Annotated in this window: 12 protein-coding genes and 1 riboswitch; of the genes, 11 read left to right on the top strand and 1 reads right to left on the bottom strand. The window is 68.4% G+C overall.

The features are described from left to right. Positions 1-27 precede the first annotated feature (27 nt). From ilvD to ACEVFP_RS11990, 7 genes are all read left to right on the top strand, one after another. Positions 28-1,752, top strand: coding sequence for a dihydroxy-acid dehydratase (gene ilvD / locus ACEVFP_RS12020; RefSeq protein WP_374999700.1), 1,725 nt, complete (start codon positions 28-30; stop codon positions 1,750-1,752). Continuing rightward, positions 1,733-3,196 carry an SDR family NAD(P)-dependent oxidoreductase gene (locus ACEVFP_RS12015; protein ID WP_374999699.1) on the top strand — a complete coding sequence of 488 codons (1,464 nt, stop codon included), beginning with the start codon at positions 1,733-1,735 and terminating at the stop codon, positions 3,194-3,196. Before ilvD ends, ACEVFP_RS12015 begins: the two co-directional genes overlap by 20 nt. A 239-nt stretch (positions 3,197-3,435) precedes the next feature. After that, complete coding sequence (locus ACEVFP_RS12010; protein ID WP_374999698.1) at positions 3,436-5,223, top strand: acetolactate synthase large subunit; 1,788 nt, start codon at positions 3,436-3,438, stop codon at positions 5,221-5,223. Positions 5,224-5,323: 100 nt separating this feature from the next. Beyond that, entirely contained in the window at positions 5,324-5,854 is a 531-nt protein-coding gene (ilvN, locus tag ACEVFP_RS12005) for an acetolactate synthase small subunit (protein ID WP_374999697.1), read from the top strand. 100 nt (positions 5,855-5,954) lie between these two features. Beyond that, positions 5,955-6,980, top strand: coding sequence for a ketol-acid reductoisomerase (gene ilvC / locus ACEVFP_RS12000; RefSeq protein WP_374999696.1), 1,026 nt, complete (start codon positions 5,955-5,957; stop codon positions 6,978-6,980). Between the two features lie 216 nt (positions 6,981-7,196). Beyond that, positions 7,197-8,315 (top strand): hypothetical protein, encoded by a 1,119-nt coding sequence (locus ACEVFP_RS11995; RefSeq protein ID WP_374999681.1) that lies wholly within the window; start codon positions 7,197-7,199, stop codon positions 8,313-8,315. Between the two features lie 17 nt (positions 8,316-8,332). Beyond that, positions 8,333-9,343, top strand: a complete 1,011-nt coding sequence (locus ACEVFP_RS11990) for an IS481 family transposase (RefSeq protein ID WP_374999682.1) — start codon at positions 8,333-8,335, stop codon at positions 9,341-9,343. 196 nt (positions 9,344-9,539) lie between these two features. Here the strand turns inward: ACEVFP_RS11990 and ACEVFP_RS11985 are convergent, their stop codons facing one another. After that, a complete protein-coding gene (locus ACEVFP_RS11985) occupies positions 9,540-10,997 on the bottom strand; it encodes a PLP-dependent aminotransferase family protein (protein ID WP_374999695.1) in 1,458 nt (485 codons plus the stop codon). A gap of 60 nt (positions 10,998-11,057) precedes the next feature. Here ACEVFP_RS11985 and ACEVFP_RS11980 point away from each other — a divergent pair, with 60 nt between their 5' ends. The 4 genes from ACEVFP_RS11980 to ACEVFP_RS11965 all read left to right on the top strand — a co-directional run bounded on the left by ACEVFP_RS11980 (position 11,058) and on the right by ACEVFP_RS11965 (position 13,420). Beyond that, positions 11,058-11,219, top strand: a complete 162-nt coding sequence (locus tag ACEVFP_RS11980) for a hypothetical protein (protein WP_374999694.1) — start codon at positions 11,058-11,060, stop codon at positions 11,217-11,219. Beyond that, positions 11,216-11,836, top strand: a complete 621-nt coding sequence (locus tag ACEVFP_RS11975; RefSeq protein ID WP_374999693.1) for a YitT family protein — start codon at positions 11,216-11,218, stop codon at positions 11,834-11,836. The genes ACEVFP_RS11980 and ACEVFP_RS11975 overlap by 4 nt, the downstream gene beginning before the upstream one ends. Continuing rightward, positions 11,837-11,931: riboswitch (TPP riboswitch) on the top strand. Further along, complete coding sequence (gene thiD / locus ACEVFP_RS11970) at positions 11,922-12,719, top strand: bifunctional hydroxymethylpyrimidine kinase/phosphomethylpyrimidine kinase (RefSeq protein ID WP_374999692.1); 798 nt, start codon at positions 11,922-11,924, stop codon at positions 12,717-12,719. Its footprint overlaps the riboswitch before it by 10 nt. Then, positions 12,716-13,420 carry a TenA family protein gene (locus tag ACEVFP_RS11965; RefSeq protein ID WP_374999691.1) on the top strand — a complete coding sequence of 235 codons (705 nt, stop codon included), beginning with the start codon at positions 12,716-12,718 and terminating at the stop codon, positions 13,418-13,420. The genes thiD and ACEVFP_RS11965 overlap by 4 nt, the downstream gene beginning before the upstream one ends. The last annotated feature ends 9 nt before the right edge of the window (positions 13,421-13,429 follow it).

The following is a 13,429-nucleotide window of genomic DNA, read 5'->3' as shown; positions in this document are numbered from 1 at the left end:
CGCGACACCCGGTCGTAGGCTTGGCCCATGCCGAGCCAGACCCCAGAGCCCCCCACCGAGTCGACGCCCAGCACGGACGGTGCGATCGACATCAAGCCCCGCAGCCGCGACGTGACCGACGGGCTGGAGAAGACCGCCGCCCGCGGCATGCTCCGAGCCGTCGGCATGGGTGACGACGACTGGGTGAAGCCGCAGATCGGCGTCGCGTCGAGCTGGAACGAGATCACGCCGTGCAACCTCTCGCTCGACCGGCTGGCCAAGGAGGTCAAGACCGGGGTGCACGACGGCGGAGGCTACCCGCTGGAGTTCGGCACCATCTCGGTCTCCGACGGCATCAGCATGGGTCACGAGGGCATGCACTTCTCGCTCGTGAGCCGCGAGGTCATCGCCGACTCCGTGGAGACCGTCATGATGGCCGAGCGCCTCGACGGCTCGGTCCTGCTGGCCGGCTGCGACAAGTCGTTGCCGGGCATGCTCATGGCCGCCGCCCGACTCGACCTCGCCAGCGTCTTCCTCTACGCCGGCTCGATCATGCCCGGCAACGTCGACGGCAAGGACGTGACGATCATCGACGCGTTCGAGGCGGTCGGTGCCTGCATGCGGGGTCTCATCACCCGCGACGAGGTCGATCGCATCGAGCGAGCCATCTGCCCCGGCGAGGGTGCCTGCGGTGGCATGTACACCGCCAACACGATGGCCTCGGCCGCCGAGGCGCTCGGCATGAGCCTGCCCGGCTCCGCAGCGCCGCCGGCCCCCGACCGTCGCCGAGACGTGTACGCCCAGAAGTCCGGTGAGGCCGTGGTGGAGATGCTGCGCCAGGGCATCACGGCGCGCGACATCCTGACGCAGGAGGCTTTCGAGAACGCCATCACCGTGGTCATGGCGCTGGGCGGCTCGACCAACGCCGTCCTTCACCTGCTGGCCATCGCGCGTGAGGCCGAGGTGAACCTGACCCTGGACGACTTCAACCGGGTGGGAGACAAGGTTCCGCACCTGGGTGACCTCAAGCCCTTCGGCCGCTACGTCATGAACGACGTCGACAGGGTGGGCGGCATCCCGGTCATCATGAAGGCCCTGCTGGACGCCGGGCTCATGCACGGCGACGTCATGACCGTCACCGGCAGGACGATGGCCGAGAACCTCGCCGACATCGACCTGGGCATCGACGGTGACATCATCCGTCCGCTCGACGCGCCCATCCACAAGACCGGGGGCCTGACGATCCTGCGCGGGTCGCTGGCGCCCGAGGGTGCCGTCGTCAAGAGCGCGGGGTTCGACTCCGACGTCTTCCGCGGCACGGCCCGGGTCTTCGACGGTGAGCGTGCGGCCATGGACGCCCTCGAGGACGGCACCATCGTGGCCAACGATGTCGTGGTCATCCGCAACGAGGGGCCCAAGGGCGGGCCAGGCATGCGCGAGATGCTGGCGATCACCGGTGCGATCAAGGGAGCCGGACTGGGCAAGGACGTCCTGTTGCTGACCGATGGTCGGTTCTCCGGCGGCACCACCGGCCTGTGCGTGGGTCACGTGGCGCCGGAGGCGGTCGACGGCGGTCCCATCGCGTTCGTGCGTGACGGCGACCCGATCACCCTCGACGTCGCCAACCGCACGCTGGAGGTCGAGATCGACGACGAGGAGCTGCAGCGCCGTGCGGTCGGCTGGGAGCCCCAGCCGCCCAAGTACACCTCCGGCGTGCTCGCCAAGTACCGCAAGCTCGTCAGCTCGGCCGCGCATGGCGCCGTCACCGGCTGACGGCGCCGGGTTCTCCGAGGAGGAGCTCGAGGTCGCCCTGCGGGTCCTGGGGCAGGCGCAGTTCCTCACCGAGGAGGACACCGCCTACGTCGCCCTGCGGCGGGCCTGCGGCAAGTTCTACAAGGACGTCAAGAAGCAGCGCCGCAAGGCCAGGCGTGATGCGGTCGCGGCCGCTGATCGCGACGTCGTCTCGCGCACCGCCACCGGGTCGCCGCAGCGCATCGACGACGAGACCGCCGGACTGCCGCTGACGTCATCGGCCAGGGGTGCGGTCGCGGGCGTGCTGCAGGTGCCGCGAGGCTGCTACATCTGCAAGGCCAAGTACACCGTGGTCGACGCCTTCTACCACCAGCTCTGCCCGGACTGTGCCGAACGGAGCCACACCAAGCGGGATGCACGCACCGACCTGAGTGGACGTCGCGCCCTGCTGACGGGCGGACGCGCCAAGATCGGCATGTACATCGCACTGCGGCTGCTGCGCGACGGTGCCGAGACCACGATCACGACCCGTTTCCCGCGGGACGCCGTGCGCCGGTTCGCGAGCCTGCCCGACAGCGGGGAGTGGATGCACCGGCTGCGCGTCGTGGGCATCGACCTGCGAGACCCTGCGCAGGTCGTCGCCCTGGCTGACGACCTCGCCGCGCGCGGCCACCTCGACATCCTCATCAACAATGCGGCCCAGACGGTTCGTCGCACTCCCGGTTCCTACGGTCCGCTGGCCGAGGCCGAGACGACGCCGCTCCCACCGGGTCTCAGCCAGGAGACGGGCGGTCCGCAGCTGCTGACCTTCGGGCAAACCAGCGACCTGCACCCGGCGGCGCTCGCCGGATCCGTGCAGGCCCACCCGGTCCTCGCGACCGATGCGCTCACCGCCGACAGGCTCACCGAGCAGGCGCTCTCGGCGGGCTCGGCCGACCTCACGCGCATCGACGCCGGGGGGCTGGTGCCCGACGTCGTCGACACCAACAGCTGGGTGCAGACGGTCGAGGAGGTCGACGCCCTGGAGCTGCTGGAGGTCCAGCTGTGCAACCAGACGGCGCCGTTCATCCTGATCAGCCGGTTGCGTCCGCACCTGGCTGCCTCGCCGCACCGGCGCACCTACGTCGTCAACGTCTCGGCCATGGAGGGCCAGTTCTCCCGCCGCTACAAGGGTCCGGGCCACCCGCACACCAACATGAGCAAGGCGGCGCTCAACATGCTGACGCGGACCAGCGCGGGGGAGATGCTCGACAGTGACGGCATCCTGATGACGGCGGTCGACACCGGGTGGATCACTGACGAGCGACCACACACCACCAAGGTCCGCCTCGCCGAGGAGGGCTTCAAGGCGCCCCTGGACCTCGTCGACGGAGCCGCCCGTGTCTACGACCCGATCGTGCGCGGGGAGGCGGGTGAGGACCTGCACGGTGTCTTCCTCAAGGACTACGAGCCCTCACCGTGGTAGGCCTGCGACGCGTCCGCATGGTGGTACCGGCCGTCTCACGTCTTGATAATCGTGCCGTGAGAGTCCAGACTGGCCGCGTGCACGTGGAGCTTCTCGTAGTAGTCAGTTGACGCGACGACCCTGCCGGTCCTCGCGTCCCCCTCTGTTGCCATGATTCGGCCAGGGGGTTTTTTCATGCAGCCCCACGTCTCGACCACCGCAGAGCCAGAGACCAGATCACGACGAACGAAGGAAAGACGATGACGGAGCAGGTCCCGAGGTCGGCCCAGGAGATGCTGACGGGTGCGCAGAGCCTCGTCCGTGCCCTCGAGCACGCCGACGTCGACGTCATCTTCGGCATCCCCGGAGGCGCGATCCTCCCGGCCTACGACCCGCTGTTCGACTCCTCGATCCGACACATCCTGGTGCGTCACGAGCAGGGTGCCGGGCATGCCGCCCAGGGGTACGCCATGGTCACGGGGCGGGTCGGCGTCTGCATGGCGACCTCCGGACCGGGCGCCACGAACCTCGTCACCGCGATCTCCGACGCCTACATGGACTCCGTCCCCATGGTGGCGATCACCGGGCAGGTCGCCAGCGCGGCGATCGGCACCGACGCCTTCCAGGAGGCGGACATCCGCGGCATCACGATGCCGATCACCAAGCACAGCTATCTGGTGACCGACCCCGCCGAGATCCCGCGCGTCGTCGCCGAGGCCTTCCACATCGCCTCCAGCGGCCGACCGGGTCCCGTCCTCGTGGACATCGCCAAGGACGCACTGCAGAGCACCGCGACCTTCCACTGGCCGCACGAGCTCGCGCTGCCGGGCTACCGTCCCACGACGCGCCCGCACGGCAAGCAGGTGCGCGAGGCCGCTCGTCTCATCGTGGCCGCCCAGCGGCCCGTCCTCTACGTCGGCGGCGGCGTCATCAAGGCAGAGGCCTCGGCCGAGCTCGCGATGCTGGCCGAGCTCACCGGGATCCCCGTGATCACGACCCTCATGGCGCGCGGCGCCTTCCCTGACTCCCACGAGCTGCACCTGGGAATGCCGGGCATGCACGGATCGGTCGCCGCCGTCGCCGGACTGCAGAAGTCGGACCTGCTGATCTCGCTCGGTGCGCGTTTCGATGATCGGGTGACCGGCCAGCTGTCGACCTTCGCCCCCGAGGCCAAGGTCATCCACGCTGACATCGATCCCGCGGAGATCTCCAAGAACCGCGCGGCCGACGTGCCGATCGTCGGTGACTGTCGTGAAGTCATCTCCGAGCTGGTGGTCACGCTGCGCAAGCTCGCCGAGGAGGACGGGCTCAGTGGTGACTACACCGCGTGGCGTCAGCAGATGCTCGGAGTCAAAGCCAAGTTCCCGGTGGGCTACGACAAGCCGGCCGAGGGACTGGCGCCGCAGACCGTCATCGAGCGCATCAACGCGATCGCTGGACCTGAGGCCACCTATGTGGCGGGCGTCGGTCAGCACCAGATGTGGGCGGCGCACTTCGTCGAGTTCGAACGGCCGCGCCAGTGGCTCAACTCCGGCGGTGCCGGAACCATGGGGTACGCCGTCCCCGCGGCCATGGGCGCCCAGGTCGGTGACCCGGACTCCGTGGTCTGGGCGATCGACGGCGACGGATGCTTCCAGATGACCAACCAGGAGCTCGCCACGTGCGCGTTGGAGGGCATCCCGGTCAAGATCGCCGTCATCAACAACTCCTCGCTGGGCATGGTGCGCCAGTGGCAGACCCTGTTCTACGAGGGCCGGTACTCCAACACCGACCTCAACACGGGCCCCGAGGCGATCGGCGCTCGCCGGATCCCCGACTTCGTCAAGCTGGCCGAGGCCCACGGCTGTGTCGGGCTGCGGTGCGAGGACGAGGCCGATCTCGATGACACCATCAAGCAGGCCATGGCGATCGACGACCGTCCCGTGGTCATCGACTTCGTCGTCGAGCGCGACGCCATGGTCTGGCCCATGGTCGCCGCAGGCACCAGCAACGACGACATCAAGATCGCCCGGGACCTGGCCCCCGACTGGGAAGATGAGGACTTGTGATGACAGACGTGCAGGGTCGCGTTCGGGCCTCGTGGGCCGCGGGTTCAGGCTCGGACGACCTCGCTCGCCCCGGCGACAACGCTGAAAGGAAGACTCGCTGATGCCGCAACACACGCTGTCCGTCCTGGTGGAGAACACGCCCGGCGCCCTGGCACGCGTCTCCAGCCTGTTCATGCGCCGTGGGTTCAACATCGACTCGCTGGCGGTGGGTCCCACCGAGATCCCCGAGATCTCGCGCATGACGATCGTCGTGAACGTCGACGAGCTGCCACTGGAGCAGGTCACCAAGCAGCTCAACAAGCTGGTCAACGTGCTCAAGATCGTCGAGCTGGACTCCGCCTCGGCGGTCGAGCGTGAGCTCATGCTCATCAAGGTCAAGACTGACGCCCAGACGCGGGGTCAGGTGCTGGAGACGGTCCAGCTGTTCCGGGCCAAGGTGGTGGACGTCGCCAACGACGCCGTGACCATCGAGGCCACCGGTGACTCCGGCAAGCTCACCGCGATGCTGAACGTCCTCGAGCCGTTCGGGATCCGCGAGATCGCCCAGTCGGGACGAGTGGCGATCGGTCGCGGGGCGCGCTCCATCACCGACCGCACCCTGCGCAGCATGCCCAACCAGCACAGTGCTTGAACAGTTTGGGGCTTGAAAAGTTTGGTCCCAACTAGTTCGGGCCTGGACAGCCCAGCTTGAAGAACCACAGACCACACCCACCGAAGGAGAACGAATCACCGTGGCCGAGATCTACTACGACGACGACGCCGACCTCACACTGATCCAGGGCAAGAACGTGGCCGTGATCGGCTACGGCAGCCAGGGGCACGCCCACACCCTCAACCTGCGCGACTCAGGCGTCGACGTCCGCGTCGGTCTGGCCGAGGGGAGCCGGAGCAAGGCCAAGGCCGAGGCCGAGGGCCTGCGGGTGCTGCCGGTCGCCGAGGCCGTCGAGGAGGCGGACGTCGTCGTCCTGCTGACCCCCGACCAGGTGCAGCGCACGGTCTACGCGGAGTCGATCGCCCCGAACCTCGCTGCCGGCGACACATTGGTCTTCTGCCACGGGTTCAACATCCGCTACGACTACATCAAGGCCCCCGAGGGCGTCGACGTCATCCTTGTGGCTCCCAAGGCCCCGGGCCACACGGTGCGTCGCGAGTTCGTCGCCGGCCGTGGCATCCCGGACATCATCGCCGTGGAGCAGGATGCATCCGGCTCGGCTTGGGACCTCGCACTGTCGTATGCCAAGGGCATCGGGGGCACGCGCGCCGGCGTCATCAAGACGACGTTCACCGAGGAGACCGAGACCGACCTCTTCGGTGAGCAGGCCGTGCTGTGCGGTGGCATGTCCCACCTGGTCCAGGCCGGTTTCGAGACGCTCACCGAGGCCGGCTACCAGCCCGAGATCGCCTACTTCGAGGTCCTGCACGAGATGAAGCTCATCGTGGACCTCATGTGGGAGGGCGGCATCGCCAAGCAGCGCTGGAGCATCTCCGACACCGCCGAGTACGGCGACTACGTCTCCGGTCCGCGGGTCATCGACGACAGCGTCAAGGAGCGCATGCAGGGCATCCTGGCCGACATCCAGGACGGCACGTTCGCCCGGCGATTCATCGACGACCAGGACAACGGTGCCGTGGAGTTCCAGCAGCTGCGTGAGAAGGAGGCCGGTCACCCGATCGAGGCCACCGGCAAGACGCTACGCTCGCACTTCTCCTGGCAGCAGCAGGACGCTGACTACACCGAGGGTTCCGCGGCCCGCTAGATGTTGCTGGCCAGGAGGTTGTTGACGTTTCTCGCGGGTGGCTGGTCGCGCAGCTACACTGGTGTCATGCGGATGCAGCAGCGATTTCAAGACCCCCGGCCGGGATATGGCCGCGGGGTCTTCGACGCGCAGTCGTAGCGCAGTAGGTCTCCGCAGGTACGGCCGGGGGAATTTTCTCGTCCTTCACCTACCTGCCATCTTCTTGGAGACCTTCGCATGTCGCACGCCGACTATCTGACTTCCGACCAGCTCTATCGCGCTCTCAACGTGCGCGACCTCACCGATCCCGACCAGGGGCCTCACGCCATCCTGACATTGCTGCAATCGGTCATCGACCGTTTGCAGCCCGAGTGGGACAGCTCCCTCCGGTATGTGCGCAGCTCGCCGGTCGTTCCTGTTCGGGACAACTACGACCGCCTCGGTTACGACCCGGATGATGTTACTCGGGCTCGCCGGTACACCCGTTACATCAGCCCTGCAGTGATGCTTCGCAGTCATATGAGTGCCGAACTCCCGCGCGTCCTTGAGGACTATGCGGGGATGTCCGAGGTGGATGAGTTACTCGTGGTGCCCGGCCTCGTCTACCGTCGCGACGCCGTCGATCGCACCCACGTGGGGGAACCCCACCAGGTGGACTTGTGGCGCATCCGTAGCACTCCGGATACCGATGACGAGGACATGCTCACGATGATCGGCCACTTGGTCGAGGCAGTCCTTCCGGATGCGCAGTGGAGAACAACAGACGTGGCGCACCCATACACCGTCGGTGGTAGGCAGATCGACGTGCTCCACGACGACGAATGGCTTGAGCTCGCCGAGTGCGGCCGCATCCATCCCGAGGTGCTGCGCGGATCGGGCCTCGACCCCGAGCGATGGTCCGGCCTGGCTCTCGGTATGGGCCTTGAACGTGCACTCATGCTGCGCAAGGGCATCCCTGACATCCGCTATCTCCGGGCAGAAGACCCGCGCATAGCAACCCAGATGCTCACCCTGGATCCATGGCAGCACGTTTCACTTCTGCCTGCGGCCCGGCGCGACATTTCAGTCGTCGTGGATGCACAAGAGGACGAGGAGACGCTTGGTGACCGCATCCGCGTCGCCCTCGGAGATAACGCCGACGTCATCGAGTCTCTCGAGATTCTCAGCCGCACACCCCACGAGGGACTACCCGAGGCCGCGCGCTCTAGGCTCGGCACTCTGGAAAGACAAGTCAATCTCCTGATCCGGATCATGCTGCGCCCCATCGACCGCACCCTGACCTCGGAAGAGGCCAACGTGATCCGCAACGTGATCTACGAGGCCGTGCATGAAGGCCCGGTGATGGAGCTGATCTGAGATCGCTGAGAGCAGCCATGACCTCGCCTACGCATGCCAACGCTCCCCTCTCACCCGAAGGCCGACGCCGCCTGATCGAACGCTGCCGCACCCGCCCTATCTCCCACGTGGCCGCCGAGATGGGGATCTCCCGCGCAACCGCCTCGAAATGGGTCAACAGATACAAGCGATTCGGGAAGACCGGCCTACTGGACCGCTCATCTTCTCCGGCCCGACAGCCATCTGCAACGCCTGGCTGCCTCGTGCAGCAGATCGAGTCGATGCGGCGGGAACACAAATGGTCGGCGTCCCGTATTGCGTTCGAGCTCGAGCAGGCAGGAACACCGGTGAGCCGTCGCACCATCACCCGGCTCCTCGCACAGCTGGGCCTGAATCGACGGAAGTTTATCGACCCGAACGGCGAGACGAACCGGGAGCCGCAAAGGATCAACGCCAAACGTCCCGGCCACATGGTGCATCTGGACGTGAAGAAGGTCGGGCGCATCCCCGACGGCGGCGGGTGGCGTGTGCACGGCAAAGGCAGCGAGAAGGCCAAGGCTGTCGCCCGCACGAAGACCCGCGGTGCCAGGACCGGGTACATCTACCTGCATTCCGCCATCGACGGACACACCCGACTCGCTTACACAGAAGCGTTACCGGATGAGAGGGCCGTCACTGCCGTCGCGTTCTTCGGGCGGGCCAGAGCCTGGTTCGCTAAGCACGGCATCACCCGGATCGAGCGCGTCGTGACTGACAACGGTTCCTGCTACCGATCTGCTGCCTTCCGCGAAGCGGTCGGGACCAGCCGACACCAGCGCATCACGCCATACACGCCTCGACACAACGGCAAAGTCGAGCGCTACAACCGGATCCTCGCTGAAGAGTTCCTCTACGCGCGCATCTGGCGCTCGGAAGCAGAACGCGCTGCCGCGCTGGAAACGTGGAACCGGCACTACAACTATCACCGTCCCCACGGCGCTCACGACGCGCAACCGCCTGCCTCTGCAGCACCGACACGCGTCAACAACGTCATGGCCTCATACAGCTAGATCCCTTTGCCGCCCACGGCCCGGCACCCCCGCCGGGGGGCCTGGTCGAGTCTGAGTGTGACGCAAGCTGCTCGGTGATCGAGTGCGATGCGAGCGCTGCGAGCGGTGTATCGAGATCATGTTGCCGGTGGTGGGCGTGGTGGTTGGGCGGAGGTCGTTGGTCTCGGGTCAGGCGCCGCCCACGGTCCGTCAAGGCTCAAGCGATCAGGTCGAGGGTCCGGCCCGGGTCCGCCGGTGCGGTGGACCGGCCGGTGCCCTCGACGTCGTCCCAGGCAGCGCGCAACCGACGGACGGCCTCATCGAGGGCGGCCGGCTCCTGCGTGTAGGGCAGTCGGAGCCGTCGCTCGCCGAGCGAGGTCGGACCGCTGGTGTAGAACCGCGGGCCGGGGGTCAGCAGGAGCCCGTGGCGCACGGCGGCCGTGACCAGTCTCGACGACGTCGGCCGTGGCAGCTCGGCCCACAGGTTGAGCCCGCCCGCGGGACAGCGGACGCTGATCTCGGGCAGCTGCTCGGCGAGCTCCCCCAGCAGGTGGTCGCGGGCGGCGCGCGAGCGGGCCCGTCCGGCGGCAGCGGTCTGCCCGCCCTCGGTGAGCAGCTCGGTGACCACGAGCTGCTCGAACGCCGAGCTGCCCAGGTCGTCGGTCATGCGGTGCTGGACGATCGCCGTGACCAGCTCGTGCGGGGCGCGTATCCAGCCCACCCGCAATCCACCCCAGAACTCCTTGGAGGCCGAGCCGACGAGGACTGCCCGGTCGTCGTGGTGGGCCAGGGACGGGGGAAGGTCCACGCCGTCGAGGTTCACCTCCCGCAGTGACTCATCGATGACAGGAAGGACGTCGTGACGTCGCATCAGGTGTGCCCAGTGGCCCCGCTGCTCGGCGTCCATGACGACGCCGGTGGGGTTGTGGAACTCCGGGATGAGGTAGGCGAGGTGGTGCCGGGCCCCGGCGAACAGGGCGGTCGCGGCGTCGACGTCCCACGGCGTCTCGCCCGCCGGGAGCGGCGCCAGTCGTCCGCCGGCGGCCACGAAAGAGTCGTGGGCGTGCGGGTACGAGGCCGCCTCGACCACCACACGCCGGCCGGGGGAGATGATGGTGCGGGCCAGGAGCGACAACGCACCCATGGCGCCGGCGGTGACGATGATCTGGCCGGGGTCGGTGGGCAGGCCGCGGGAGCGGTAGCGCTCGGCGAGCGCCTCGCGAAGAGCGGGCAGACCGTCCGGGAGGTAGCCAGTGGTGCGGAACAGGCTCGCCGAGCGTTCGGTGGCCTTCTCGAAGGCCTGCGCGAGCCCGGGTGGTCCGGCCGGCGCCGCGTAGGTGAGCGCGACGGTGTTCTCATCGTCCGGGTCGATGATGAGCGAGCTGGCACCCGTGAGCCCCAAGGGGACGTGCACGACACTGCCGGAGCCCCGCCGGGACTCGATGAGACCCGCGTCGCGCAGCTCGGCGTAGGCCCGTGTCGTGGTGGTGCGGCTCAGGCGGAGGGCGCCGGCCAGCTCTCGCTCGCTCGGCAGGCGTACACCGTCGGGCACGCGACCGTCGGAGACGAGCAGACGCATCCTGTCGGCGAGGGTCCGGTAGAGCGGACCGGACTCCTGTGCCAGGTCGTCACCGAGGAGAGCGGCGAGCCGGTGGGGGGAGATGACGGTGGTCATGAGGCCACTTTCCCACGATTGGCTATCGATTTAAAGGCCAATCGCGACGATCATGGACGCATGGTGTTCCTCGTACTGGTCGGTCTGCTCGTCGTGTGGGCGGTGTGGCGCACCGTCGTGCTCGTACGCACGGACGGACTCGGCGCACGCCCGGCTCCACGCAGCCACCGCGAGGAGACGATCGGCTCGACGTGGCCGCAGTACGGGGAGCAGACTCAGTGACCGCCCGTCTCGCCCAGCTCATGCTGGGCCTGGTGCTCTACGGCGTGACGATGGCGATGATGGTGCGCTCGACCCTCGGGCTGGACCCGTGGGACGTGTTCCACGAAGGCCTCACGCAGCACGTCCCCCTCACCTTCGGCCAGGTCGTGATCGCTACCGGCGTGGTGGTCCTGCTGCTGTGGATCCCACTGCGGCAGCGGCCGGGCATCGGCACCCTGCTCAACGTGATCGTCATCGGGCTCGCGGCCGATGCCGGCCTGGCCGTCATCCCCGAGCCGGACGGGATCGCTCTCCAGGTGCTGCTGCTCGTCGGCGGAGTGGTGGGCAACGGGGTCGGCGGGGCGCTCTACATCGGAGCGAGGCTCGGCCCCGGCCCGCGGGACGGCTTGTGGCTCGGTCTCGTGGAGCGCACGGGACGCAGTGTCAGGTTCTGGCGGACCGTCCTGGAGGTGACGGTCCTCGCGGCCGGCTTCCTGCTCGGCGGGACGGTCGGGCTGGGCACGGTGCTCTACGCCTTGGCGATCGGTCCGGTGGTGCAGTTCGTCCTGCCTCACGTCGACGTGCACGGGGATCGTCGCAGCACCTCCCGAGGGGACGAGGCGCGCTTGGTACGGTGACGGGAGAGGCCGGGGTGCCCCACCGACGGGGCTGAGAACACACCCGCACACCTGATCCGGTTCGTACCGGCGGAGGGAGCCAGTCATGAGTCGTACGCCCGTCATGCTCAGCGTCGCGGGGTCGGACCCGTCCGGTGGAGCGGGCATCCAGGCGGACCTGAAGACCGCCACCGCCCTCGGTGTCTATGCCGGTGCGGTCCTCACCGCCCTCACGGCGCAGAACACCACCGGGGTCCAGGGCATCCATGCCGTGCCGCCGGAGTTCGTGGGCACCCAGCTGGAGAGCGTCCTGACCGACCTCGACGTCCGTGCCGTCAAGATCGGCATGCTGGGTGCGCCCGAGGTCGCCGCGGTCGTGGCCGATGCCCTGCGGCGTCGACCCGTGCCGGCCGTCGTGCTCGATCCGGTCATGGTGGCCTCCTCCGGAGATCGTCTCGTGCCGCAGGAGACCATCGAGGTCATCGCCACCGAGCTGCTGCCGCTGGCCACTGTCGTGACCCCCAACGTCCCCGAAGCGCAGATCCTCACCGGTGCCGCGGTGGACGACCTGGCCGGCCTGGAGCTGGCCGGTCAGCTGCTCGTGGAGGCCGGGGCCCGCGCGGCGCTCGTCAAAGGAGGCCATCTCTCCGGTGCCGAGAGCATCGACCTGCTCGTGACCGGGGAGGGCGCGCAGAAGCTGGCCGCGCCACGCGTGGAGACGCCGCACACGCACGGCACCGGGTGCACCCTGTCGTCGGCCGTCGCAGCCTTCCTGGTCCGCGGCGAGCCACTGCAGGAGGCGGTCGCGCGGGCCAAGGACTATCTCGTGGCCGCTTTGGCCTCAGGGTCGCGACGAGACGTCGGAGCCGGGCACGGACCCGTCGACCACCTGGGGGGACGATGAGCACCACCGCGACCTCTAGCACCAACACTGCGACGGGAGCCTCGCAGCGGGCCTGGCAGGCTGCCGCGCCATGGTTCGGGGCGGTCATGGACCATCCGTTCGTGACCGGGCTGCAGGACGGCACGCTGTCCGAGGACGCCTTCGAGCGCTACCTCCTCGACGACGCCCACTACCTCCAGCGGTACGCCCGGGTGCTGGCGCAGCTCTCGGTGAGATCCGAGCAGGTCGAGGACATCGAGCTGTTCGCCACCTCGGCCGGCGCCGCGATGGCGGCTGAGCGTGAGCTGCACACCGGATGGCTGGCCCGACGCGGGGTCGACCCCGACGCCGACTCGGCGGCGGAGCCGACCCCCACCTGCCGCGCCTACACCGGCTTCCTGCTGGAGTCCGCGGTCAGCGCCCCGTTCGACGTGGCCGTGGGCGCCGTCCTTCCGTGCTTCCGGGTCTATGCCGAGGTGGGGCGCCGCATCGCTGCCGAGACCACGGCCACCCACCCGTACGCGGACTGGATCGCCACCTACGCCGACCCGGACTTCGATGCGGCGGTCCGCCGGGCCGAGGAGTGCCTGGACCGTGTCGTGCAGGACGAGCCCGCAGTGATCGACGCCTACGTCACCGCGACGCGGTTCGAGTGGATGTTCTGGGACGCGGCCTGGCGCGATGAGTCCTGGCCAGGAAGCACACGACGGCCGCACCCCTGACATCGGCAC

The sequence above is a fragment of the Aeromicrobium sp. CTD01-1L150 genome (genome assembly GCF_041951745.1).
GTDB lineage: Bacteria > Actinomycetota > Actinomycetes > Propionibacteriales > Nocardioidaceae > Aeromicrobium.
The sequence above is the reverse complement of the archived record's forward strand: the minus strand, read 5'-3'. Positions and strand labels throughout refer to the sequence as shown.